This is a genomic window from Helicobacter didelphidarum (assembly GCF_003364195.1).
Lineage (GTDB): Bacteria > Campylobacterota > Campylobacteria > Campylobacterales > Helicobacteraceae > Helicobacter_A > Helicobacter_A didelphidarum.
The window spans coordinates 37021-62971 of sequence record NZ_NXLQ01000009.1 but is presented as its reverse complement, the minus strand read 5'-3'; the positions used below and the strand labels follow the sequence as shown (position 1 = coordinate 62971).

Annotated in this window: 20 protein-coding genes; 8 read left to right on the top strand and 12 right to left on the bottom strand. The window is 30.1% G+C overall.

Annotated features, from left to right (window positions below):
* Positions 1–23: 23 nt before the first annotated feature.
* Both CQA53_RS05510 and CQA53_RS05505 read right to left on the bottom strand, forming a co-directional pair.
* Complete coding sequence (locus tag CQA53_RS05510) at positions 24–674, bottom strand: response regulator (RefSeq protein WP_245945709.1); 651 nt, start codon at positions 672–674, stop codon at positions 24–26.
* A complete protein-coding gene (locus CQA53_RS05505) occupies positions 652–2211 on the bottom strand; it encodes a sensor histidine kinase (RefSeq protein ID WP_115543017.1) in 1560 nt (519 codons plus the stop codon). The genes CQA53_RS05510 and CQA53_RS05505 overlap by 23 nt, the downstream gene beginning before the upstream one ends.
* A gap of 352 nt (positions 2212–2563) precedes the next feature.
* On the opposite strand from CQA53_RS05505, the gene CQA53_RS05500 reads away from it, so the two are divergent.
* The 4 genes from CQA53_RS05500 (at position 2564) to CQA53_RS05485 (ending at position 6473) form a co-directional block, all read left to right on the top strand.
* A complete protein-coding gene (locus tag CQA53_RS05500; protein WP_181882368.1) occupies positions 2564–4339 on the top strand; it encodes a M3 family oligoendopeptidase in 1776 nt (591 codons plus the stop codon).
* A 116-nt stretch (positions 4340–4455) separates the two neighbouring features.
* Positions 4456–5079, top strand: a complete 624-nt coding sequence (serB, locus tag CQA53_RS05495; RefSeq protein ID WP_115543016.1) for a phosphoserine phosphatase SerB — start codon at positions 4456–4458, stop codon at positions 5077–5079.
* Positions 5080–5269: 190 nt separating this feature from the next.
* Positions 5270–5821 carry a flavin reductase family protein gene (locus CQA53_RS05490; RefSeq protein ID WP_115543015.1) on the top strand — a complete coding sequence of 184 codons (552 nt, stop codon included), beginning with the start codon at positions 5270–5272 and terminating at the stop codon, positions 5819–5821.
* 4 nt (positions 5822–5825) lie between these two features.
* Positions 5826–6473: an IMPACT family protein gene (locus CQA53_RS05485; protein WP_245945708.1), complete on the top strand. Its 648-nt coding sequence runs from the start codon at positions 5826–5828 to the stop codon at positions 6471–6473.
* Positions 6474–6739: 266 nt separating this feature from the next.
* Here the strand turns inward: CQA53_RS05485 and CQA53_RS05480 are convergent, their stop codons facing one another.
* The 5 genes from CQA53_RS05480 to CQA53_RS05460 form a co-directional block, all read right to left on the bottom strand.
* The gene (locus tag CQA53_RS05480; RefSeq protein WP_245945707.1) at positions 6740–7870 is read right to left on the bottom strand and encodes a cytochrome-c peroxidase; all 1131 of its coding nucleotides are present in this window, start codon (positions 7868–7870) and stop codon (positions 6740–6742) included.
* A gap of 223 nt (positions 7871–8093) precedes the next feature.
* Positions 8094–9185, bottom strand: a complete 1092-nt coding sequence (gene waaC, locus CQA53_RS05475; RefSeq protein ID WP_115543014.1) for a lipopolysaccharide heptosyltransferase I — start codon at positions 9183–9185, stop codon at positions 8094–8096.
* Positions 9186–9357: 172 nt separating this feature from the next.
* Positions 9358–12429: a PD-(D/E)XK nuclease family protein gene (locus CQA53_RS05470; RefSeq protein ID WP_115543013.1), complete on the bottom strand. Its 3072-nt coding sequence runs from the start codon at positions 12427–12429 to the stop codon at positions 9358–9360.
* 45 nt (positions 12430–12474) lie between these two features.
* Positions 12475–13500 (bottom strand): uroporphyrinogen decarboxylase, encoded by a 1026-nt coding sequence (hemE, locus tag CQA53_RS05465; RefSeq protein ID WP_115543012.1) that lies wholly within the window; start codon positions 13498–13500, stop codon positions 12475–12477.
* Positions 13501–13588: 88 nt separating this feature from the next.
* Positions 13589–14122, bottom strand: a complete 534-nt coding sequence (locus CQA53_RS05460; protein WP_115543011.1) for a PAS domain-containing protein — start codon at positions 14120–14122, stop codon at positions 13589–13591.
* Between the two features lie 92 nt (positions 14123–14214).
* Between CQA53_RS05460 and CQA53_RS05455 the strand changes: the two genes are divergently transcribed.
* Genes CQA53_RS05455 through CQA53_RS05445 form a run of 3 tightly spaced genes read left to right on the top strand, consistent with a single transcriptional unit; the run spans position 14215 to position 16958 of the window.
* The gene (locus tag CQA53_RS05455) at positions 14215–15393 is read left to right on the top strand and encodes a pseudouridine synthase family protein (RefSeq protein WP_245945706.1); all 1179 of its coding nucleotides are present in this window, start codon (positions 14215–14217) and stop codon (positions 15391–15393) included.
* Positions 15387–15680 (top strand): carbon storage regulator CsrA, encoded by a 294-nt coding sequence (gene csrA, locus CQA53_RS05450; protein ID WP_115543010.1) that lies wholly within the window; start codon positions 15387–15389, stop codon positions 15678–15680. The genes CQA53_RS05455 and csrA overlap by 7 nt, the downstream gene beginning before the upstream one ends.
* Before the next feature lie 12 nt (positions 15681–15692).
* Complete coding sequence (locus tag CQA53_RS05445) at positions 15693–16958, top strand: GHMP family kinase ATP-binding protein (protein ID WP_115543009.1); 1266 nt, start codon at positions 15693–15695, stop codon at positions 16956–16958.
* A gap of 156 nt (positions 16959–17114) precedes the next feature.
* On the opposite strand, the gene CQA53_RS05440 is transcribed toward CQA53_RS05445, so the two are convergent.
* Positions 17115–17555 carry a hypothetical protein gene (locus CQA53_RS05440; RefSeq protein WP_115543008.1) on the bottom strand — a complete coding sequence of 147 codons (441 nt, stop codon included), beginning with the start codon at positions 17553–17555 and terminating at the stop codon, positions 17115–17117.
* Positions 17556–17966: 411 nt separating this feature from the next.
* Here CQA53_RS05440 and CQA53_RS05435 point away from each other — a divergent pair, with 411 nt between their 5' ends.
* Positions 17967–19337, top strand: a complete 1371-nt coding sequence (locus CQA53_RS05435) for a hypothetical protein (protein WP_115543007.1) — start codon at positions 17967–17969, stop codon at positions 19335–19337.
* Between the two features lie 568 nt (positions 19338–19905).
* On the opposite strand, the gene gyrA is transcribed toward CQA53_RS05435, so the two are convergent.
* The 4 genes from gyrA to CQA53_RS05415 all read right to left on the bottom strand — a co-directional run bounded on the left by gyrA (position 19906) and on the right by CQA53_RS05415 (position 25535).
* On the bottom strand, positions 19906–22377 hold the full coding sequence (gene gyrA, locus CQA53_RS05430) for a DNA gyrase subunit A (RefSeq protein WP_115543006.1): 2472 nt from the start codon (positions 22375–22377) through the stop codon (positions 19906–19908).
* A 401-nt stretch (positions 22378–22778) separates the two neighbouring features.
* Positions 22779–23309 carry a hypothetical protein gene (locus CQA53_RS05425; protein ID WP_115543005.1) on the bottom strand — a complete coding sequence of 177 codons (531 nt, stop codon included), beginning with the start codon at positions 23307–23309 and terminating at the stop codon, positions 22779–22781.
* A gap of 329 nt (positions 23310–23638) precedes the next feature.
* Positions 23639–24271 carry an AMIN domain-containing protein gene (locus tag CQA53_RS05420; RefSeq protein ID WP_245945705.1) on the bottom strand — a complete coding sequence of 211 codons (633 nt, stop codon included), beginning with the start codon at positions 24269–24271 and terminating at the stop codon, positions 23639–23641.
* A 136-nt stretch (positions 24272–24407) separates the two neighbouring features.
* Complete coding sequence (locus tag CQA53_RS05415) at positions 24408–25535, bottom strand: TIGR01212 family radical SAM protein (RefSeq protein WP_245945704.1); 1128 nt, start codon at positions 25533–25535, stop codon at positions 24408–24410.
* Positions 25536–25951 lie beyond the last annotated feature (416 nt).

Genomic DNA, 25951 nt, shown 5'->3' with positions numbered 1-25951 from the left:
TTTAACATGCTCTTACTCCATGATTATTTATATTCATTTAAACGATATGTTTTATTCCTTACTTTTGTCAATAAACCAAAATCAACCAATTCCTGGAAAGCTTTAGCGATTGTTTGGCGACTCATGTTAAGTTTCTTAGCTATATCATCATGGCTTCCGTAAAATATACATTCACTATTGCAATGCTCAATTAAATATTGAATAAGCTCAATCTTTTTCCCTCCATAAAACGCACTTAAGGTTCGCAATAAACGATTTTTTAGCTGTAATTCTTGAGTTTGCATTCTAGGTAACAAAGCTTTTTGTATTGTTTCCAAAAGATCATCAAAATCAATGGGTTTTAACACATATCCATCGACTTTTAATTGTATAGAATCAAGCAAATATTGTGTATCTGTGAATGCAGTTGTAAGAATAATTGGCACAGATGGATCATTTTCTCCACTACGAATTGCTCTTGCAAAAGCTATACCATCCATTTTTGGCATTAAAATATCAGAAACAATTAAGTCAATTTTTACTTGAGAAAAAGCTCTAAGTGCGTCAACACCATTGTTCTTTACAATGACCTCCCCTGCATAATCCATAAGAATCCCCGATAATATTTCACGAGATTCTCGTTCATCTTCAACAAAAAGAATTGTCATATTCTTAAGATATTCCAAATTCCCCACTTTTTTCCCTCAATAAGATTTCTTGTGTAATTTGTAATTTTAGCACAAATAATGCTCCCTTGCAATAATCTTTATCAATAAAAAATTCATAGTTATCTACTAGAATCTCTCCTCTAAAATGATTCATAAGGAGTTCTCGTGCCATATACAACCCCACGCCTGTTCCCAGACTCTTATGCTTAGTTGTAAAATATGGTTCAAAAATTTTATCAAGAACATTATCATGGATTCCTCCACCATTGTCATAATAATGAATAACAATATACTCTTCTTCTTTTTCGACTTTAATGAAGCATTGAGGGCGTGTAATACGCTGCTCGCTTAATGCATCTTTAGAATTACTCAATAATACAAGCAGGACTTGTATTAACATATTTTTACTCCCAAAGAATTCCATCGTCTTATCACATTCCAAATTTACTCGAATATCTAATGAATCAAAAATTGGTTTATTGAGAACTATAGCATGGTTGATTGTATTAAATATATTAAATACTTCAAATTTCGTTTCTAAATGGAAGAAGCTTCGAAAATTATCAATCGTATTGCTCATATTTTGTGCAATTTTCATTGCGAGTTTTGTTTGCTCTTTCATAATTTCTGGTGTAAGCGTTTCTCGTTCAAATTTACTTTTAATAGACTGGATAACAAGAATAAGAGAATTAAGAGGTTGCCGCCATTGATGTGCTATATTTTGTATCATTTCTCCCATTGAAGCAAGTTTGGATTGTGTATAAAGAAGTTTATCTTTTTCTTGCATAATTTTTACTTGCTTATTTATTTCTTCTTGTAAATGTGAATTGAGCATAGAAAGTTCTCTTGTAGCATTATCAAAAAGCTTTTTTAGATAAATATTAAATCGTTGTATAAAAGTAAGTATAGTAGCACTAAGACTTACTACGATTCCAAATACTGCAAAAGTTACTGTTGATAGCATACCAACTGTAACTATATGGAAAGTATCGGTTGTCTTTTTTTCTGCCACATGAATGGCTACTTGTGTATTGATAATTTTAGAACTCATTTCATTGATAATTCGTGAATGTTGCAAAAGTGAATTTTGAGTATTTTGGGCTTCTGGAGAACCTCGCATAATGATGTAATCAAGATATTCTATAAGCTGTTGCTTTTGTGCATTTAATTGTTTAATTTTTGCAACCTCATAAGTGAGAAAAAGATTTTGATATAATTCACGTAAAAACATAAAGATATTTTGTCTCTGTGCTAAATGTATATGATTACTATAAAGTTCCCATAAATAGAGACTTTTGGTACGCGGATTTATGGATACTGGATTTTGTAAAATGTTGATTGTTTCAAGCATATATTGAGTTTGAAACTCATTTAAGAGATTAATTTCATTCAGTGATTCGGGGAAACTATTATCAAAATCACTTTTTAGACCCTTTAATGAAAGATAAGCTACAAAAAACACAATACTTAATCCAACTGAAAAAATAAAAGCTAAAAATTTTGTATGAAATTTTAGTTTTAAATTAGAATCTGATAAATCTTTATCATCATAAGCAACAAACATAATTACCCTTTTAAGCTAAATTACAACTTTATCATATTATAATATATGTTATAGTTCTTTTTGTAAGGAAGTGCCAATGAGTGAAGTATCTCAAAAAATCACAAACAATGTGAGTAATAATAGCGGAAAATCAGTCAAAAAATCACAAACTGCTGGAAAGAAAAAGGAAACACAAATACCTCAGTCTGCAAGTGCCAAAGAGGTTAGAAAGGAATATGAGGCTATGCAAAGTCAGGAAAATAGTAAAGATAAGATAAGCAAAGTAGCAAATGATGTCTCTCATGTTAAAGATACAACAAAGAAGCAAAAGAATATTCAATCTCTTGCAAAAATTCTTAAAAAAGATAAAAAAATGGATTTTTCAGAACTTCATTTTAATTTAGATTCGCTCTTTAAAAATAATGAGGATTTGGAAAAGTTTTATAGTGGATTAGATTCTAAGTTTGATACTTTTGAAAAAACATACAAAGAGAAATTATCAAGCTTAGAATCTAAAGATTTTGAAAAAGCACTAGAAGAATATGAGAATCTTTGCGAAGATTTAGGTGCAGTAATGACTTATGTTTTTTTACAATTTGCGGTTGATAGTAAAAATTATGGGGGACTCTATGCTGATTATGAAATAAAATGTAACAATCTATATGCAAAAATTATGTTTTTTGAACTAGAATTTGCGAATTTAGATTCTAAAAAAATGCAAGATTTTATTAAAAATAGTAAAAAATATACATTCTTTTTAGAAAATCTCAAAGAGAATAAGAAATATAAACTAAGCTTACAAGAAGAACAAGTGGTTCTTAATCTTTCTCCTGTTGGTGTTGATGCGTTCTCAAGGCTTTTTGATGAAAGTTTAGCAAATATGCGTTTTAAGGGTGTATGGCGTAATACAAAAGGTAATAAACAAAAAATTAGTGAAGAAGAGATCTTGGCACTTTTACATGCACAACACAGAAAAACACGCAAAAAAGCACAGAAAAATTTTACACAAGGCTTAAAAAAACATTCGCATTTACTTACCTATGTCTTAAACATGGTAAGAAAAAATGTTGCTATTATGCAAAAGCTTCGTGGATATGAAAAGCCAGAGTCTTTCCGCCATATTGCAAATCAAACCACACAAGAAAGTGTTGATAGCATGATAACATGTGTTAATGAGAATATGGATTTGGTGCATGGATATTATAATGTAAAAGGACAAATTCTAAAATATAAATTAAAAGATTATGATAGATATGCCCCACTTGGTTTTTCTAAAAAAGGTATTTCATTAAGTTTTCATGAAGCATTGTCAAATACTTTAGAATCTTTTGCAAAATTTAGTCCAAGATTCTATGAGATTGCATATAAAGCAATTACCGAAGGTTGGGTAGATTCTCACCCAAAACCAGCGAAACGAGGTGGTGCATTCAGTCATGGAAGTGTGCCTCGTTCGCATCCTTATGTGTTGCTTAATTATACCGGGAATAGACGAGATGCTTTTACGATTGCACATGAATTTGGACATGCTATTCATCAAGAATTAAGTAAAATACAAGGGACACTTAATCACGATACCCCACTCACTACGGCAGAAACAGCCTCTGTTTTCGCTGAAATGCTTTTATTTGATTCTTTAAAAAAGACATTAAGAAAAAAAGAGCTGCTTGATATTTATGCAGGAAAGATAGAAGATATTTTTTCAACACTTTTTCGCCAGATTGTAATGACAAATTTTGAACGCGAAATTCATAGTATTGAGGGTGAATTAAAGACAGAAGATTTTGATAAAATTTGGTTAAAAGAGAATAAAAGAATGTTTGGCAATAGCATTAAGCTAACAAAGAATTATGCTCGTTGGTGGAGTTACATACCTCATTTTATTCATTCACCATTTTATTGCTATGCGTATTCGTATGGTCAACTTTTAGTATTGGCTCTTTTTGGTTTATATAAAAAGAGCGAAGAGAAGGAAAAATTTATTAAAACTTATATTGATTTCTTAAGTGCTGGTGGGAGCAAAAGCCCAAGAGATTTAATTTTGCAATTTGGCTTTGATGTAAATCAAGCAGAGTTTTGGGAAATTGGTATCAATGAAGTGCGTGAATTGTTAAAAGAATTTGAAGTTTTGCTCAATTCAAATGCAATTTAAAAACATTATTGGATTATTTATGATGAATATTCTAAAAACGCTAGATATAATTTACAATAATTCATAAAATACAAAATAATTTATTATAAAAATAAGATTTTATAGAAAGGAATACGATGCTGGTAGTTTTTGATTTTGATTCTACACTTATGGATGGTGAAAGTATTGATATTTTGGCAAAAAGATATCGCGTGGAGTCTGCTGTATCTTATATTACAAAAGAAGCTATGGAGGGAAAACTTGATTTTTTTGAGAGTCTTACTAAACGCGTTGCATTTTTAGAAGATATGCCCTTATCATTAGTGCAAGAGAGCATTCAAAATGATTTTCATCTTATGAACGGAGCTATTGAATGTGTGAAAACCTTGCGGAATCGAGGACATGTTGTTGTATGTTTTAGCGGTGGATTTCGCATTGTTACAGAATCTTTTAAAGACACGCTTGGTTTAAATGCAACCTTTAGCAATATCTTGCACCATAAAGATTCCAAACTTACGGGTAAAGTCGGCGGAGAAATGATGTTTGGTGATTCGAAAGGTAATATGTTGCAAAATTTACAAGGTGTATTGGGTTTAAACAAATCACAATGTGTTGCTATTGGCGATGGAGCGAATGATTTATCAATGTTTCATTATGCGGATATAAAGATTGCATTTTGTGCAAAAGAAATACTTAAACAACATGCAACACATTGTATTGATAAAAAAGATCTTAGGGAAGTATTGAATATTGTTCCTTAAGCTTTCTTTAATATTACAAGAGATTTTAAATAATTGAAGCAAAGAAAATAAAAATTGTTGTAAAAATTATTCGGAATAAATATTTTTTATAATATTATTAAGAACGATTTTTGGTAATTTTGCAATAATTGGCAAATTTTATGTATCTACAAAATGGGAAATTTCACAGATTGATATGAAAGGATAGTTCATGTTGCTTACATTTTCAGATTCCACTCCACTTGCAAATTATAAGATTCTTAGTAATTCTATCACACCCCGCCCTATTGCATGGGTAAACACAATCAGCCGTGCTGGAGTTATAAATATTGCTCCTTTTAGTTTCTTTTCACCGCTTTGTGCTACACCTGTGATTTTTGGTATTAATATTATGAATAAAAGTAATGGTGAACCAAAAGATACACTTGTAAATGCTAAACTTACAAAAGTTGCCACTATTTCAACCGTGCAACCACAATTTTTAGAATGTATGCAACAAACAAGCACCGAACTACCTTATAATATTGGTGAGGCAGATAAATATAATATTCCCTTAGAAACTCTATCTCCCGATTTTCCTCCTATGGTGCATGGAACATTAGTAGCATTTTTTTGTGAATTTCGCGATATTTTACATTTTAGCGAGACGCAAGCTACTCTTATTCTTGAGGCAAAAGAAGTGTTTATTGATGATAGTATTTATACTGAAAGTTTGAATTTTACAATACAAAATATTGGTAGAGTTGGAAAAGGGTTTGTATAAAGTTATGTTTTGTTTAAAAAAAACTACAAGTGATAATCCATTGGGGGTACATGAGGTTAAAGGATCAAAATTTTTCGCCTATCTCTATAACATGGACTCATGTTTGTCACATGTATGCGAAAATACGGAAAATTCCGATATAACAAATTTTTTCAAACAACGAAAAGATTCTATCTTGCGGGTTTTGCGCGATGAGCATAAAAAGGCATGTCATTTTGTTGAGGCTTTTCGAATCTTAAATCAGCATGGGCATATTATTGAGGGTAGTAGCGACGATGGTGAACCAAAAGGGAGTTCTGGTGTGCCTATGCTTGAGGTTTTACGTGGGAAAGAGATGGTTAATATTTTATGTATTTGTGTGCGTTATTTTGGTGGGACAAAGCTTGGTGTAGGGGGGCTTGTACGTGCTTATAGTCAAGCAATCCTCAATGCTTGTTGTAAAGCAAATGAAAAAAATATAATTATTGAATATAAACAACTTACCACAATTATCATACAAGAAAAGGCTTCGCGATATAATTTGATTGTATATCTAGCACAACAATACCACATAGAAATTACACATAGAGAATTTATACAAGAAAATATGAGCCTTATCCTACTTGGTGAGAAAGAACAATTAGAAAGATTATATTCTGAACTGACAAAATAACAAACATTTTTATATGAAATATTTGACTGATGATTTATTTTTAAAATTATAAAATCTGATTCAATGATGCAATACAAAGAAATATGAATATTCTAATTAAGAATCTAGAATAAATTTAACAAACAAAATATAATCTACTCCTTGAAAAGACATACCAAAATAAAGCAACATAAAACTATTGAGCCTAAGTAAAAGTTCAGCATATCTGCCAAAAAATACAAAAAAGAACATTTACCTACACAAAATAATTATTTTATAACCCAATTTTACATACGAGGGAGATTTGGTAAATTTATAGAATCAAGATTACCACGCAATGTTTCTAAAAATAGTATAAGTTGTTTGATTTCTTTGTTGCTCAAATCTATTCCTAACTGCATTTGCCCCATTTCTTTAATCGCATCTTCTAATTTTTCAAAACCACCATTATGAAAATATGGTGCACTTAATGTAATATTGCGTAAGCTTGATACCTTAAGCATTTTGTCGGCATCGCTTTGCAAACCCCCAATATTACTAAATTGATATTTTCTCATTACCTCAAAAGGCTGCATCGTTCCACCAAGATTGATTCCATTATGACACGCCACGCAACCTTTATCAATAAATAATTCTAGTCCCTGTGCCTCTTCAAGACTTAATGCACGCAAATTTCCCATTAAAAAATCATCATATCGACTAAAAGTATTTAAAGACATGATAAATCCAGCTAAACTCTGAGAAATAAGATCTGCATTCACTTTTACCTTTGAGCCAAAAGCACGTTTAAAATATGCCATATACTCATCAGAATTAGCAATCATAGCAATCATTTTATCGACATTAGCATTCATCTCATTGCTTGCACTAAGAGCATGCAAACTTGCACGTGCAAGAACATTTTTGCTTAAAAAATTTGTAGTATTTTTATCTGCTTTATCAAGACGACTAATCGCACCCCTATAATATGCAACATCATTAAAAATAGCATTATAAAGCGTTGGTGCATTAAGCTTTTGTGGATTAGCACTGCTATTGTCAATATAGCTTGTGCCAGCAAGTGCGAGATTATGGCAAGTATTGCATGAGTGTCGTTTATCCCCGCTAAGACGAGGATCAAAATAGAGAATCTTCCCCAACTCAAGTTGTTCTTTACTCATTGTAAAGCCCGATTTTACAAACATACTTTTTTGTAACGACGATAATTTGCTAGATTCTAAAATTGGCTCTAATGCACTCTTTTTTGCTTTATTGAGAATCTCTTGCAAACGTACCCCTATATCCTCAAAGCCATAACTTAAATGAAAAGCGATAATACAAACACTTACCAATATACATGAGATAAGAATTAATTTATCTATATAGATTCGAATATTTTGCATTGTTTGAAGTAAAAAAGTTCTCAATATTGCAAACATGCTTTTCCTTTTTATTTTTATGTATTAAGCTTTGTATTATAACGAAATTGGGAGGTAAATCTCAAGCCTATATTCTTATAAGGATACAAATCTTTTATGTATTTGTTTCTATGGAAACGATTCGTAATATTTTAAACATCTTTGAGAAAAAGTTTTTAGATTCTCTATCATTGGTCTTTATAATAATGAGAGGTCAATTTATTGAATAAACAATAATTGAAGTCTACCCATGCGAAGTATTTTCATAGATTTCATATTTAAATTTTTCAAAAATCTCACGCGGATTAATACTTGCTATTTCAAACTTATTACTTTTAGAAACAACATAGGGATTGCCAAGTAAAACGCGTTCAAGTTTAGTATTGCGCATATTTTTCCCATTTGTAGAATCTAAATTACCATATAAAGTGATACAACTTACCCCCATAGCCCATGCCAAGTGTGTAACACCCGTATCACCTCCAAACACACAATCCATTTGTGTGATACAAAATTTTAGTGAGTTAAAATTGAGTTTTGGTAATTTATGTACTTTGAGAGAATCTTTTCTTAAAAGATTATAGAGTTTGTTGGCATTTTCTTCGTCATCATGCCATATTAAATAGAATTCGCATTGTTGTAAGAAAGTTTGTAAAGAATGGGCTAAAATTGCATATTTCTCAATTGGATAGACTTTCTCTTGTATAGATGCTTCAAGCACAAAAAGAAATTTGTATGATTTCGTTGTATTATCAGAATCTTGTAAATTTATATTCACAGAATCTTTTTTGAATTGTTTGATAATATCATCATGAAGCAAATGAAAATTGATTCCTAAGCTCTGATTTTTCATATTTAATATCTTGTTTCTATTTATATTTGAGTTTGTATCTTTTGTAAAATAATCAAACAAAACTTTAAAATTACGTTGTAAAATATTTTCATCATAAGGAATCTCTACTTTGTGGGTATAAAAATAACTTGCCCATTTCTCCCTTGCACTTTTTTTTGAAAATCCAACAAACACATTTGAATTGAGACATTTTCCAACCAATGCGGATTTCATTAGTCCCTGCATATCAATCACAATATCATAATCGCCGCAGTTTTTGCAATATTGTCGGATTTCTAAAATCCCACCCACACCTTTTAAAAGTTTTTTAAAAGGCAAACTATGGATCTTATTGATGCAAGGAGAAGATTCTAAAATTCCCTCAAATCTCTCATCAACAAACCATTCAATGTGATAATCACCAAGCGACTTTAACCCAGCAAGCATACTTGAGGCAATAATAATATCTCCTAGTGCAGATAAACGGATAATCGCAATCCTCATATAATCTCCTTAAAATCATATCCCATATAAACTTACTTTTTGGACCAAATTATAAGCACTCCACAAAATATCTGCGAATCTCTTATTGTAATTTAAATACTTCTTTTAAAAGAAAAATTCTGCTTTTCATATTAAAAAATATTTTTCATTGACTTCTTTGAATTTTAGAGTATTATTCTCGACCACATAAAATTGTATATGGGCAAGAATCACACTTTCTTATATCATCTGTCATGATATTTGCTTGTCCAAATGTAGTAAAAATTTCATGAATTTTCTCTTGCCCATTTTGTATCTCATCTTCTTTTTTCATTGCAAAAACTTTGTGCATATTTTGAGAAATATTATCATGGTTTATTATGTCATTTGATAATGCAATGTCTTTTAGTTCTTTTAAGAGGATATATATATATTGTTTATTATAAGTTTTGTAATCTTGCAAAATATCTAAATGTTGCGAACATAGAGCATAAAAAGGCATTTGCAAATCTTCTTTATTAGGTTTACTGCCCGTTTTATAATCATAAATAATAATCTCGTCATTCACTATATCAATTCTATCAATAAAACCCTTACATTTTTTACGCTTGAGATTGTCATGTGTATCAAAACCAAGATTCTCAACAGCTATATTAATATTATATTCAAGTCCAAGAATCTTGATTCTATTATCTGTTACACGCATTTTTTCACATGCAAAATAAATTGGCATATTGACATTTACCATATTATCTAAATCAATATAGGTCTGCATATTCAAAATAAGATTTTTTTCTCTTGAGAAAAGATCTGCATGAATAGGAATCTCTTGTTCGCTTGTCCATTTTATTTTTTTCAAAAAAGATGTGGAAATTGTTTGAAATAAAGTGTTGAATCTTTGCTCAACACAATCTATGTCTTCTTTTTTTAAAAATTCATTTGTTTGGACAAAATCTTTATAAGATTCATATAACATAGCATGTATGATATTACCAATATTGAGTGGTATAGTATTTTTTATTTCTTCTTGAAGATTCTCTATGTATTGATAATAAAATCTTCGCGTACAATATTGATAAACATTGAATGAAGTTGCACTAAAACTTATTTTATTGTTACCACTACAATCAAATTTTGGGAATTCTTCTGGTGTTATTTGATTTGTATGTTGTTCAAAAATTTTAGAATAATCATAATAAACATATATATCATCGATATTCAAGGCATCTTCAATATCACAATGTAATTCTAAAAGCATATTTGATGGAATCTTTTCATCATTTACTACAAAACAAATATGTGTAGTTTCTGTATTTCGTAAAATATTATAGTAGTGATGTTTATAAAGATTTTCTTTATCTTGACGCGTTGGCATAAGAAATATGGAACGAATATTTGAATTTAAAAAAATATCATTATAGGAAATATTGGGAATAAAATCATCCGTAAAATCTAAGATTAACACTTCTTTAAAAAGAAGATTGCGAGCTTCAAGTGTACCCATAACGCGGATTTTTCCACCACCCACATCATCAACGCTTAATTGGGAAAAATCTCGCATAAATAACATAAAAAGATTCTGAAAATTCAGAGATTGTGTGTATAAAAATTGTTTTTGGGTAAGAAACTTAAGATTGGATAATATATCGATTCCATAAACAAGAATATTTTTATCAAAACAAAATAAAAGATGTAAAAGCTTTTCTAAAATATCCAAACCATAAGTTTCAAGATTTAAAGGTGTAATCTCACAAGAATCTTGCTCAAAAAGATGGGCTAAAGTTCCAAAATAATTATTGATATGCTGCACAAGATTTGTTTGTGTTATTCCTATATTATTTAATAGATTAAAATTTTGATTAGAATCTCTTGTTGTATTTTTTTTTGCCTGAGATATAGAATCAAGATGTATATGTTTTTGCATATATTGAATTATTTCTTCTACATTAAAAACTTGTTGTTGTATGAATTTTTTATAGAGATTCTCTAAAAGACTATATTCTTTTAAGCTATCAATACTTATCCCCATCGCAAAATTAAAAAATTTCTTTGAATCTAAGGTAAGATTACCATCTTTATTATTTTTAAAAATTGTATCAAGTGTAAGAAGATGACTATAAAAATTTTCATTTGGCAAAATAATAGCAAAGTCATTTTCATTTGCTCCTTGCAAAATCTCTTTTTGCCATTGATATGCTTTTGCTAATGCGAGATTGGCTTGATTGAAAACCTTGCTTGTTTTATAAAGTTGTATGGAGCTTAAGTGAATCTTTGGAATTTCTTGTGATAAAAGTTTCTTACTATGCACACAATAAATATATTGTTTATGTGGCTCTAACTTTTTTTGTAGAAATTTAAAATTTGTAAGATTATATGAATCTGTTGTAAAATGCAAAAAGAGTGGTGTAATTTGTGCGACAGCCTCTATTTTCTCATAATCTAAAAATGAGATAAATCCCTCAAGATCAATATGAATGGCACAAAAAGATTCTATCAAATGTGTAGAAATTTCATAATTTTTTGCAATGGTATTGCTATAAATGGCATCACAGAGATTATTTGCTTGTAAAATTTCTTGATATTGTCCATAAATTTCTGCAAGAATTTCAAGCTGCAAAGAATAATCATCATAAGTGTCATATTTGCAAAAATCCCAAAGCTTTTCTTTTGTAATTGGAATCTTATGTTCGCGTAATTCATCATAAAAATCAAGCAAAATATTAGAAGTCTCAAGAAATGAGAGAAAACTCTTATGAGAATACATCTTCTGAGAATCTTCAGATTCCAAATTCTTATGTAAGAAATTTTGTTTATCATAAAACTTATTTTTGTCATTTTCTTTCACAATTTTCAAAGCTTGGCTCATAAAAAAACTACGAAATTTTTGTGGCACAAGAATATATAATGAATATGTCATTTGAGAGAAAAATTCAGAGATTGTAAAAGCTTGAGGTAAAAATGAATTAATATTTTCATGAGAATTTTGTGTAGCAGTGTTAAAATCAGGATTTTTAAATATTTTAAAATAGCGTTCTTGTAAATCCATATTCAGTGAGCGTGTGTCTTGGCATTCACAAAGATGAAGAAAGTCAGGATATGACTGCAAAATATTCCTATAAAATGAAATATTTTTTGAAAAATTATTGTAAAAAATATTTTTAGAACGTTGACTACTCAAAACAAATAGAGGCTGTTTGTTATGAAAAGATTGATAAAAAAAATCTCTTTGTTGTATAGCTTTGTTGTTTTGTTTATTTGCTTCCATAATATCTTTCTTGTATTTTATAAAATGCAATATTATTATAAATATTTAGGCGTATTTACTTGATATTTCACGCACAAGTTTTACTAATTGAATAGCATTTACACGCGGTAAATCTTTAATCATTCCATGTCCAAGATTGAAAATATGTCCCCTATTTTGCATAACTTCCACAATCTCTTTTACACCCTGCTCCATTTCATTGTAATCATATAGTCGTGCTGGTTCAAGATTTCCTTGTAAAACAAATTTTGAACCAACTTTGCGTTTTGCTTCTTTCATGCTGATCTGCCAATCAATCCCTAAGACATCAAATTTACCTTCTAAAGATTCTAAAAATGCACCAACACCACGCGGAAAAATAATAATTGGAATCTCTCCATATTCTGTTTTTAAATAACTCGTAATATCTTGTAAATATTTCCAGCCAAATTCCAAATATTTTGTTGCTTCAAGTGCATTTGCCCAAGAATCAAAAAGCATAACGGCATCTGCTCCCGCCTTTATCTGCATAGCTAAATATTGCTTAATTTCACTACTTATTTTTTCTAAAAGAGTGTGCATTGTGTGCTTGTCACTATAAAGCATTTTTTTGCTTTTTTCATAGCTTTTTGAGCCACAACCCTCAATCATGTAGGTTGCAAGCGTCCAAGGTGCACCGCTAAAACCAATCAGTGCTTTATCTTTTGAGAGTTTCTTACGCACTGAAGATACACAATCATAAACATACTCTAGTCGTTTATAGGCATTTTCTCTTAATGTAAGAAGAGAATCTTTTCCCTGAATAGTTTGTAAGAATTTTGGTCCAAAATTTTCTTTAAATTCAAGCTCCAACCCCATTTCATAAGGGACTACTAAAATATCACTAAAGAGTATTGCCGCATCAACATCAAGAATCTCAATTGGTTGTAGAGTAACTTCTGTGGCTAAAGGAACTTGTTGGCATAAATCAAGAAAATTTTTTGCTTTTAAACGAGTATTTCTATATTCAGTTAAATATCTACCTGCTTGTCTCATCATCCATATTGGTGTATAGGGCGTTTTTTTTCGTAAACATGCATCAACAAATATCATATATATTCCTTCTATAAAATAAAATCAAAAAATCTTTATATTAAGTGTTGTTTTTTAAACTCTTTTCATAAACCAAATATTTTTTATTTTATAATGAACCATTTTTTTGCAATGTAATAAAAAATAATTGATGATTCATATTAATATCTTGTAGGGTTTTGTTAAGGAGTTCCCCACTTGCTACCATAGGGTTTTTTCCTTGTGAATGTGCATCGTTTTCTGCTTGCAAGAGTTTAGCATAAACTCCCTTAACAACTGGGATAGCTTTTGGATTTGGTTTTCTTCGCACAGAGTAATAACCTATAATGCTTCCATCTTTATTAAACGATGGTGTAACATTCGCATACACCCAATAATCATAATTTTCTTTGTTGCGATTGATAACAAAAGCATTGATTTCTTTGCCACCTTGTATAGTATCCCACAAAACTTTAAAAATAATTTTTGGCATAATTGGGTGGCGGATTATATTATGATTTTTGCCTATTAATTCTTCTTCGTCATAACCACTAAATTGTATAAAATCAAAGTTTGCATAAGTGATATAACCACGCAAGTCAGTTTTAGAAGTAATTAAACTACCTTCTTGCAAAATGAGTTCGTTTCCTTGAATTTCCAACACAAACTCCTTAGAATCTAAAATATCAAATATGAATTATAACTAATCTATAGTAAAATATCGTTATATTCAATTCAAAAATCAAGGTTATTTTCTTGCAAAATAAATTTCAACCAAACTTCTTAGCTCTTGCCTATAAGATTCCAAATATGTCAAGTCTTAATTTTACCAATGCGATTAAATCAGCACTAAAAAAACAGGGATTTCAGATTACAAAAATTGGTTTTTCAGGCACACTTGATCCATTTGCAAGAGGGCAACTTATACTTGGGGTAAATTCTTACACAAAACTTTTAAGGCATATTCAAAAAGATTATAAAACATATAGGGCAACACTCCATTTGGGCTTAGAAAGTGCTAGCCTTGATACAGAAAATATTATTGATATAAAAGAAGTGAGAAAGGTAAAATTAGAAGAAATAGAGCAAATTCTGGAATCCTTACATGGGACTATTTCTTACACTCCACCAAAATTTAGTGCAAAACATATTAATGGCAAACGAGCCTATGAATTAGCACGAACACAAATTAACTTTGAGCTTCCAATTATTACAATGGAGGTTTATTCTCTCAATCTTCTTGCATACAATCACCCATTCCTAAGTTTTGAAGTGTGTGTAAGTGAAGGTGGGTATGTGCGTAGCATCGGAGAGTTGATTGCAAAGGGGCTTGGTGTAAAAGGGGGCTTATGCGATTTAGAACGAATAAGCGAGGGTTCTTTAAACTATCATGATATGCTTATAAATATTGAACATAATAGAATACAGCACAATTTTCAAAATAAACCCTTTAACAGAAAGGATTCTCATAAGATAAACATACTTTCTTTACAAGAAAAGTATCAAACACAATCTATGCAACACAATATTACTCTATTGCGTCCAAATACAATTCTTGAACTTGATTTTCTTTATAAGAATAAGGCACAAAAAACAAAACTTATTGTAATAGACATGCAAAATACACTAAAATATGATACAATTAGCCTTTTAAAATATGCAAAAGAATCTTTTAACGGTGCAAAAATTACTTTAGATTCTCAAATCTGTTCTTATCTCTTTGAAAAACCTTTAAGAAGAAAGGATAAGGAACAAATAAAAGGGGAATCTCATACCAAAGAGAATGAAAAAGATTCGCAAGATATTCTAAGGAAATATAGTAATTTGCACGATACTCGAACTTTTTTGGCTGATTTTGGAGGGCATTTTAGTATCCTTGAAATAGCACGAAATGGTAAAGTAAAATATATTTTAAATAGGATTGATAAATGTTAATTTTGTCCAGAAAGCAAGAAGAAAGTGTTGTGATTGGAAATGATATTATTGTAAAAGTTGTGAGTGTTGATAAAGGAAGCGTAAAGCTTGGCTTTGAAGCACCGCCAAAAACTTTAATTTTACGTGCAGAGCTTACAGAGGCAGTAAAAAGTGAAAACGCAAAAGCAACAGGTGATGCTATTGGCAAAGATATTCTAGATGCATTAGGAGTGCATTTAAAAAGTAAGTATTCAAAAGAAATTAATGCTAAAGATGCCTTTAAAAAAGAACAAGGTAAGCAAAAATAGGTTATTGATTCTATGCAAGATTATACAATATCGCTTCTTCGTGCTTATCCAAAGCTTAATATTTTTCTTAAAATTCACCAAAAATCTGGAAATCTTCATCCATTAACTTCAAGGTTTTTTCTTGCACTGGGTGATTTATACGATGAAATGGCTTTTGTTTGTTTTGATGATACACAATCTTACATACATAATATTTTGTCGAGTAACAGCAATATAGATGAAATAAATAAAATATCGCAAAATAAGCATAAAAAATTTTATTTAGTGGGACAATTTAATTGTGCTTTGGAATCCAATTTGATTTATAAAGCCTATGTAGCATTACAATCTTATGCAAAAAAAGAGGGAAAAAATACACAAAGTAAGCAACAATCTTTGGTTATTATTGTCAATAAAAAGATTCCGGTTGGGAGTGGGCTTGGTGGTGGGAGTGCAAATGCTGCAATTACTCTGCTTGTATTAAATCAAATATGTGGATTTTTTTATAATTCTTCAATATTATTACAACTTGCAAAAGAACTTGGAAGTGATGTCCCATTTTTTCTTATTGTATATTCTCAAGGATATGACAATATCTCACCATTTTTTCAGCAACAAATCTCAATCAATGAATATGAATACAGAAAAAAGATTCAGAACTTAGTGGAAGAATACAATATCAACTCATTTTTTCGTCAATTTCATTCTGCGGATTGTCTCCAACTCAAAAATGAAACCAAAGATAATAAAAATAAACTTGCTTTTTTAAGTGCAAATGTTTCTGGCACAGGAGAAATTATAGAACCATTTTATGAAGATATTGTGCATTTTCGCATTCATTGCAATAATATTGCATGTGATACAAGAGAAGTTTATAGGGAATTTGACAAGTTACAAACAAATACACAAAAAAGTATAGGATATAGAACATGTATTGATTCTCGTGAGGAAGAAAAAATGCAAAGTTCTCGCAATGAACAATATATTACAAAAGAAATCAACCGCTTAGAATCTAAAAATGTTGATTCCCATACACCTATATCATCACAAAACATAATGACTTCAAATTATGATACCATAAAGGAGATTTGTCTTAGTCTTGATTCACAAGATATTTTAGAGAAGTATTCTATTGAGGAATTAAATGATTTATATCTACCAGCATGCAATCTTTATCATGGATTACAACATATTCAAACAACACTTGCAAAACAATATAACAAGGTTTTTTTTAGTGGAAGTGGTTCAAGTTTTTTTAGTATTCTTAGTTGTGCTAGAACAAATAATGAGAGCAAATAAGATTATTTACTAACTCTCAATATAAGCTAAATGTATTACAACAAAATTTTTTGTTGATTATTGCTAATACAATTTAAGAAATAATTTATATTAATTTTGATTGAAAAATCATATTTATTAATCTTACTAAAAGACTACTAGAAGAGTTTTAATCTTTCATTTTTTGTGTTTTCTGTGATATATTTTACGACAAAGTTCGTTGCTGGGATTACATGCAATGGTATAAGAACCATTTGAATTTTCGCGTAGATTCAGTTTTAATTGTTTGCTTTTGATACGCAATGTAAAGTCATCCCCACGCAAAGTAAAAGTGAAAAGATTATTATTTGTTTGTGCATTTTGTAAAAGTGCATTAATTGTCCCAATATTAATTTTTTGTTTTTGCAAAAATGCTTGATAAGAAATTTCATTTAGCTGTTTTTGAAGCATTTGGACATGTGTGCTTGCCGCTTCGATTGCAATGATTTCTTGTGAATAAGGTTTTATCATAAAAATAGCAAAAATTGATAAAATGATGAGACAGATAAGAACTTCCAAAAATGAAAGTCCTCTAACATACTGGCAAGGAATAGCTAAAGTATTGTGATAAAAAAGCACAGAAAATCTTTGTAATAAAATCTCGCAAACTTATTAAGATTCTAACATAATAATTGCAAAGAAACTACCAAATAACCATGATATTAAAATTATTATAAAGCTTTAGAGAAACATTTATTATTGTAGTATTTATAAAAATAAACAGAATTGTTTCTAATAACCAAGTCTTTGGCACTTCTATAAAACTCAAATACTTTAGTATGGACAGAAAAGCAAACATGAGTTGTTTCAATATATTAAAATATTTATTAGCTAAAAATAGCCTTAAAAAACCATAATATATTCTAAATATTTAAGAAAATATAAAAAAATATTTTATTTTATTAAAAATTAATAGAAAATTAATAGAAAAAACAATATGATTAAGTATTTTATTTTTAATGAGTCTAAAAATATGAAAGGATTGAACATATGTTAAAAAAGATGTTGATGTTTGGTGTCATTTGTGCAATTTCTTCTGGAGTGAGTTTTGGTAAAACAAGAGCTTTAGATATCGCAGAAAGTAGTTTAAAGAGTATGCAGGATTTAGGCATTGAATACAGGTGTTTTGGAGATGATACGCAAGCAAAATGTCAATTTAGAGATATTGTATTGCCATTTGTGCATGCAACAATTAAAAATGCACAGTTTGAGCTAGAAGTTTCAGATTTTAAATATACTCAAAAGATTTCTGCCAATGTGCAAACAGATTTTAAAAGACAAGTACAGTACGCAGAATTTATCCCTAAAAATATTACTTGTCAGAATGATTCTGACCTTATAAATCGTGAAATTGTAACAAATGAAAAATGTTTTGTTGCATCAGATGTCGCCACCTTAGAATTCGATAGTGATACTTTGTTGCAATCGCGAAATTTTCGATATAAAACCATGTTTAGCATTCTTCAAGAGTTACTTGCCAAAGCCTATCATTATAATGAGAAAATAAACAATATGGATTCTGTGTATAGAGTAAAGTTACAACAGTTGCGTGATAAACGCGATAATGAAATGAAAGAACTTTACACGGAACACGAGAATCTTGAAAATGACTTACAACATATCACACAAACAAATAAGTATTCAGATACAAGGCACTCTTGTGGTTGCGATAATCACAAAATATGTAACGATTCTAGAGGAATTACACAAGATAAAACTTCTCTGCATAATTCATTGATGAAAAATAGGGCGGAAATGAAAAAAGTGCGAGAATTTTATGAGAAAGACTATGACGAATTACGCGAAGAGTATCAAGAAGCAACACAAGGAGTAGTCGATGAATTTATTGTATGGTTAAAAAACTATAATATTGACTTACGCGAAGCAAGATTATACCTCCGAACTAAAAAACTTGCTGAATCTACTTTCGGACTTTATGCACATGATTTCTTAGACTTTAATGAGAATATACCACTTTCTAAAAAAGAAAGAAAAGCACGCGAAGAGGAAAAGAAAGAAATTACCGCCGGTTACTATTCAAGTATCGAGGCTAGTAGAGCAGCAAGTATTACTTTCATCAATCAAAGCCCATATCTTAACGATAACCTTAAGAAAAATTTTGTAAAAATCGTAAATGAATATGCAAAGTTGTTTGATCCAAATTCGCATAAGAGAAGTGTAAAAATCACTGCACAAAAAATAAATGGAGAACCAATTAATCTTGGTGATGAGGTTGAAAGAATGGTAAAATACTCTAAAAATGAAGTTAGAGGATATGATCTTATACAACAACATTTTTTTGATATTGTAAATCAATATGACATTAGAGCTGTTCGGTATTGGCCAAATCAAAATAGATAATATGAAATTATAAAAAATAGATCAGAAAAGTAAAAGTTGCTGGGACCATTATAAGAACCCAGCAACACTAATTTGCAATACAATCAATGAATAAAAGCATACGAAATTTGTAAATTGGAGAAGAATGAACACAATATATAAAGCCTCAACATAAAATACTGAAATAAAATATAATTAATATTATAATTTTATAAAACTTTCTTAAGAGCAATTGAATAGAGGCAAAAAATCAAACATTTTTTATATTTATTGTGGTTTATATTTGCATTTTTTGGTTTTTAGTGGCTTTATATTATATATTATTGATATTATTAATTTATTATCTTCATTTTTATGTAAAGTTATCGTGCAAGAAAATTGTCAATGTGTATATATAAAAATACCTAGATAAATATCATAATACCAATCCTCATCATTATGCTTCTTAATTATGCATTTTATTTTTGAAGTTACAAATCTAAAGATAACTAAAGATTTTCTAAAATTATAAAAAATAACAAAAGAGAAATTAAAGATTTATTGATCGGTAATTTTAGTATAAAAACCAGTAAAGCAAGTAATTATAAATTTACTCTTTTTCCTCAAATATACCATCTTCTTTTTCTTCTTTACTACAAATACCTGCAAATGCAACCCTATCTTTATCACCAAGACTTACAATCTTTACACCACTTGTGTTGCGTCCCGCTTCACGAATAGAATCTAAAGGTACTCGTATCATTTTTCCTGAAGTTGTTAACACCATAAGATCCATATTAGAATCATTCACGCTTAATACACTTACTAGCTTACCTGTTTTATTGGTAAGTTTCATTGCGATAACACCTTTTCCACCTCGTTTGATGATACTATAACTTCCAGCGATTGTTTGCTTTCCAATTCCTAACTCACTGATGCTCAAAAGCTTATCTTCATCTTTGCTAATTGTGGTTCCAGCAATAACACTATCATTTGACATTTTAAATTTAATCCCAATTACACCGCGTGCAGCTCTCCCAATATCACGGATAGAATCTGCCCCAAAACGAATACATTGCCCTTCTCGCGTTGCAATAAAAAGCTCACGCACTTGAGAATCTATAATACTTGCACTAATCAATTCATCATCGTCATCGAGGTTAATAGCACGAACCCCAACATTCCGAATATTTTTATATTCGCTTAAATTGGTGCGTTTTACAATACCCTTTTTCGTAAAAAATACAAGAGATTTATTATTATCAAAATCACTTGTAGTAATTGTCGTCATAATTTTCTCGTTCTCTTGAAGATTAATGAGGTTTACAACAGCTTTACCTATAGCTGTTCTACCTGTTTCTGGGATTCTATATACTTTAAGCCAATAGAGTTGCCCTTTGTTTGTAATAAACATAATCGTATCATGTGTATTTGCCACAAAAAATGACTGGATAAAATCATCATCATGTGTATTACCACTAATTTTTCCTTTACCACCGCGATTTTGCTTCTCATAAGTTTTCAGTAAAACGCGTTTGACATATCCTCGATGACTCATTGTTACAACAACTTGTTCATTGGGGATTAAATCCTCCATGTCAATTGCATCGTAATTTTCTTCTATGGTTGTTCTGCGCGGAGTTGTAAAGATTTTCTTTACTTCCTCAAGCTCCTCTTTGATTACGCTATTTAATTTCTCTTCATGTTGCAAAATAGACTCGAGATTCTCAATGATTGGCAACAACCCTTGATATTCATTCTCCACCTTATCAATCTCCAATCCCGTCAAACGTTGCAAACGCATATTGAGAATAGCCTGACTTTGTAGCTCCGAAAGATTATAATTCGACATCAGTGAGGCTTTTGCAACTTCGCCATCACTACTTTGTCGAATAAGTGCTATAATCTCATCAATATGCTCAAGGGCAATACGATACCCCTCTAGAATATGCAGTCTTGCCCTTGCTTCAGAGAGTTCAAAAATAGTGCGACGAATAACGATTGTTTTTCGGTGTGAGATAAAAACATCAAGTAGTTCTAAAAGTGTAAAAATCTTTGGTTCATTATTATCAATCGCAAGAAGTATAATACCGAAAGTTTGCTCCATTGCACTTGATTTATAAAGATGATTTAATACTACCTCATGCATTGTCTCTCGTTTAAGTTCAATAACAATGCGCATTCCTTCCTTATCAGATTCATCACGAATATCAGAGATTCCATCAATAATTTTATTTTTTCCAAGTGTATCAATTTGTTCAATTAAACGTGCTTTATTAACTTGGTAAGGAATTTCATCAACAACAATATTTTCTTTTGTTTTAGTTTGTTCTATATGCACTTTCGCACGGACTTTTATTCTTCCACGTCCTGTGGTATATGCTTCGACAATACCTTGCTTACCAAAGATAATACCACCTGTTGGAAAATCTGGACCTTCAACTAATTCTAAAATCTCACCAATATCACATCTTGGATTATCGATGCGATATAAAAGTGCATCAATAATTTCATCAATTCTATGCGGTGGGATAGAAGTAGCCATACCAACAGCTATCCCACTTGATCCATTCACAAGGAGATTAGGAATGCGTGTGGGTAAGACACTTGGTTCTTTTTCACTTTCATCATAATTTGGCACAAAATCAATAGTTTCTTTCTTAATATCACGCAACATTTCTTCGCTAGCATGAGTCATTCTTGCTTCAGTATAACGCATAGCGGCAGCTCTATCCCCATCAACAGAACCAAAATTCCCTTGTCCATCAACAAGCATCAGTCGCATAGAAAAATCTTGTGCCATACGCACAAGTGCATCATATACAGCAGTATCACCATGCGGGTGATATTTACCTATAACATCCCCAACAATTCTCGCACTTTTTTTATATTTTGCAGTATGTGAGAGATTAAGATTATCCATAGCATAGAGAATCCTGCGATGTACAGGTTTCAAACCATCTCTAGCATTTGGTAATGCACGACCAACAATGACACTCATAGAATAATCAAGATAACTTTCTTTTATAGAATCATCAATGCGAACTTCTTTAATAGTTGTATTATCTAATAGATTCCCCATAATATTTTGTAATCTCCTTAAAAATTTTTATTATATCTAATAATTCCTTAAGGCTTTATGAAATTCCCTAAACCAGACAAACTATTTAGAAAAATCATTTCCACAATTTGCTTAAAAAATTTCAATTATATGGCTTTTCAATCACTTATGACAACTAAGGTTTTTACGAATAAAAATAATAAAAGACTTTAGGGATATAGAAATAAAAATAAAAATTTTTATTATGGATTTAAATCAAAAGTTTATAGTCTAGAACACATAAAGCAATTAGCGTAAAATCAAAGATATTTGTTTATTGTATATTTATAATAACAATAATATAAGATTATTAATCATTACTCTATACTAAAATCTTGATAAATTACTATTTTGTATAAATATCATTAAAATAATTGTATATTTTAAAATTTAAATAAATAACGAGCAGATAAAAAATGATATCCACCTCCGAGCAAAATTTCAAAACGATGTGTTCTATTGATTTCAAATGAACCACCAATATTCGCACCCCATCCAAGTAAAAAAATGCTTGGATTGGAGAATACGCCATATGACCCAAGAGATAGCCCTGCGAATGCACCCCATACATTTTTACTTTGTGGGTTAAAATCAATTGTCCAATCAGCACCAACACGTATAAGCAAACTATTAGCACTACCCCAACTTAAACCCCATCCTAATGCACCATATCCACGCACACCATGTCGCATATTTGCAAATTGCCATGAACTTTTAAAATAATGCTGATAACCAGCTATTACACCAACACTGATACTATTCCATGTGCCAACACCAACTTCTGCACCCACAAAAGCATTGCCACTACCATATCCCAAACCACTATTTTTTTTGTTTGCTCCAAATACAAATGAACCACAAACAATATTTGCACTAATTAAAAAAACACACAAATGAAGCAAAGACTTTCTCATTTAGATACTTCCTTAAAATAAAAAATAAGATATGGATTATATCATAGTAATGTTAATTAATTTTTGTAAATTATAAAATTTTGTTTTAAATATTTATTAATTTACTATTTTTTCAATTATAAATATATGATACATAAAATTTACTACTTCACAAGAAAAAAGTATGTTAAATAAACATATTAATAAAGGACACAAAGAAATATTACACAAAAACAATGTGAAATTACAGAGAAAAAAGTATCGTTATGAAGCAAGACTGAAGAATCCATAATTTTGCTTATAGAATCTCTATTTAATTAGTAGATTTTAGATTCTATGAAATTCAAATTTTATTCTAGGGTAATGGTGTGTGTATTATTTTTACCACTTTTAAGTTTATATTTATAGATTCCATCAAGTGTAATTGTTACACGATAAAAATCTTTTCTTGCATTCACACTTACTTCAGAGAAATACTGCTCTCCTGTACCTACTTTCCCATCATATACATTTCCACCATCGCGACTAAAATCAACAATAATAGTTGTCGGCGAAGCAAGGAGGAAGTGCCTTATGATTCTATGTTTTGGTGAGCTAATAACGATTGTTGTACCCTCCATAAGAAACTCAAAATCATTTAAACTAAAATAACGTTTAGAAATATTGCGTATCGCCTCTTGCTGTGTGATTTTGATTGGATAATGCCAATCGATTGTTTTATCAACCTTCAATTCACGGGTTTCAGTTGTGCCATCAAGATTCTGAAAAGTGAGCGAAACACTCTTCAACTCACGGGCATTGCTTGGTAACTGAATATTTTCAGTTGTGAGATGTTTTTTACCTTTATTTTTTTGTTGTGCTTGAAAATCCCGTTGATTTGTATTAATCATAAAAGGATTATTTGCAAATAGTGCTGTTGCAAACATGAGATTGGCAACAATAATACATGTCTTAAGTAATTTCCAATTATCCTCTAATTTCATAGAAATCCTTTTGTATGAAATATTTATTATTGAGATTCTAGCAAAAAAGAGTCCAATTCGAACTTGTAGCAATTTCCTTGTATTATTAATATTTTTGTATAAAATATTATTTTCTGATTATTTTTGGAAATTGAATTTAATATTCAACCCCTTCTTTTCTTAATCGTTCGCGTAAATATCGCATTTGAATATTTTTATCAAAACACCATTTTGGTGCTAAAAGACTAGAATCATGCGCACCTGCACTTACCCTTTGCACAATAATATTTGAGGGAATAATTTTAAGAGATTGTGCGATTGCCTCACCATAATCTTCAAGTGAGATTGGTTTATATTTACCTTTTTTATATAAACGTGCGAGGGCTGTTCCCTCAACAACATAAAGCGGATGAATTTTTAAAGAATCAACACCATATTCAAGAATAGTTTGTAATGAATGTATCATCATTTCTATACTCTCATTTGGCAACCCATAAATTAAATGGGCACATACTTTGATGCCCCTTTTACGCGTTTCTTGAAAAAGCTCCTTAACACCTTCCATAGTATGCCCACGATTTGTGAGCTTAAGCGTTTCTTCATAAATTGATTGGATTCCGTATTCAAGCCATATTTCTTTGCCATTTTTTACAAATTCTCCTAAAAAATCAAGAAGTTTAGAATCTACGCAATCAACACGTGTCCCGATACTCATACCAACGACATCTGGCAAACTTAGAGCACGAGTATAAAGGGCTTTAAGTGTATCAAATGGTGCATAAGTATTTGTAAAACTTTGAAAATATACCATGTATTTTGTGATACCAAATTTTTTTTTATGAAATGCAGAATGGTAAGCAAATTGGGATTCTAATTCACCCAATTGGTGAGAAAGTAGAGGATTATTGGTAAGTGTAAAATTCATTTTGATTTTTGGTAGCTTTTGTGCTGTTCCACTTTTCATTTGATTGTGTGTGGTTTCTTCATTGTTGTCTTGTGTATTCTGTGGAAGAACGGAATCTATAATTTCTAATTCCTGAATATGTGAATCCGCTTGTTTGGCGTATGATGATTCGGTAAAAATATTTTTTGCTTCTTGATTTTCTTTTTTCTTCATAACAAGAGAAGGCGAAAAACTTTCATTTTTACAATAAATACAGCCACCTTTTGCCACACTTCCATCAATATTTGGACAAGTAAAACCTGTCAATGAAATGGGAATCTTACGCACTTTCTGTCCAAATCTTTGTCTAAAATATCGTCCAACAGTTAATACCACTCGCATTATAATCCTTAATTTCTTTTAATTTATTACAATGGTTATTCTAACATAATCTTATTTATAAAATATAAATAATTTTTCTTATTATCTGACTAAATACCTAATCTATGTTGTATAAATTATTATTCATATCAAAAGATTAAAATAATAGAGATAATATTTTTAGCTTTAATTAGCTTAGGAATTTGCTAAGACTTTAACATAGAAATTATGTAATTGAACTTGAGTTATTGAACACACAAACTAAATGCGAAGCACTACATCAATAGAAATTTAATGATTGAAAGTCTATTTTTCTTTAAGTAACAGAATCTTATTTTACTCCCAGAATACTTCAAAAAATTAGCAAAATATTAAAACTATAAAATTACAATAAACATTGCTGAAAATTAAAAAATTATTCAATTTCAAAGGTAAAT

Excerpts from the sequence above, each read along its gene's own strand:
- CQA53_RS05415 (WP_245945704.1), bottom strand. The coding sequence starts at position 25,535 with ATGCGAGTGGTATTAACTGTTGGACGATATTTTAGACAAAGATTTGGA.
- CQA53_RS05485 (WP_245945708.1), top strand. The coding sequence starts at position 5,826 with ATGTTTTGTTTAAAAAAAACTACAAGTGATAATCCATTGGGGGTACAT.
- CQA53_RS05445 (WP_115543009.1), top strand. The coding sequence starts at position 15,693 with ATGCAAGATTATACAATATCGCTTCTTCGTGCTTATCCAAAGCTTAAT.
- CQA53_RS05505 (WP_115543017.1), bottom strand. The coding sequence starts at position 2,211 with ATGTTTGTTGCTTATGATGATAAAGATTTATCAGATTCTAATTTAAAA.
- waaC (WP_115543014.1), bottom strand. The coding sequence starts at position 9,185 with ATGAGGATTGCGATTATCCGTTTATCTGCACTAGGAGATATTATTATT.
- hemE (WP_115543012.1), bottom strand. The coding sequence starts at position 13,500 with ATGATATTTGTTGATGCATGTTTACGAAAAAAAACGCCCTATACACCA.
- CQA53_RS05470 (WP_115543013.1), bottom strand. The coding sequence starts at position 12,429 with ATGGAAGCAAATAAACAAAACAACAAAGCTATACAACAAAGAGATTTT.
- CQA53_RS05425 (WP_115543005.1), bottom strand. The coding sequence starts at position 23,309 with ATGAGAAAGTCTTTGCTTCATTTGTGTGTTTTTTTAATTAGTGCAAAT.
- CQA53_RS05435 (WP_115543007.1), top strand. The coding sequence starts at position 17,967 with ATGTTAAAAAAGATGTTGATGTTTGGTGTCATTTGTGCAATTTCTTCT.
- CQA53_RS05420 (WP_245945705.1), bottom strand. The coding sequence starts at position 24,271 with ATGAAATTAGAGGATAATTGGAAATTACTTAAGACATGTATTATTGTT.
- CQA53_RS05490 (WP_115543015.1), top strand. The coding sequence starts at position 5,270 with ATGTTGCTTACATTTTCAGATTCCACTCCACTTGCAAATTATAAGATT.
- csrA (WP_115543010.1), top strand. The coding sequence starts at position 15,387 with ATGTTAATTTTGTCCAGAAAGCAAGAAGAAAGTGTTGTGATTGGAAAT.
- CQA53_RS05500 (WP_181882368.1), top strand. The coding sequence starts at position 2,564 with ATGGATTTTTCAGAACTTCATTTTAATTTAGATTCGCTCTTTAAAAAT.
- serB (WP_115543016.1), top strand. The coding sequence starts at position 4,456 with ATGCTGGTAGTTTTTGATTTTGATTCTACACTTATGGATGGTGAAAGT.
- CQA53_RS05480 (WP_245945707.1), bottom strand. The coding sequence starts at position 7,870 with ATGTTTGCAATATTGAGAACTTTTTTACTTCAAACAATGCAAAATATT.
- gyrA (WP_115543006.1), bottom strand. The coding sequence starts at position 22,377 with ATGGGGAATCTATTAGATAATACAACTATTAAAGAAGTTCGCATTGAT.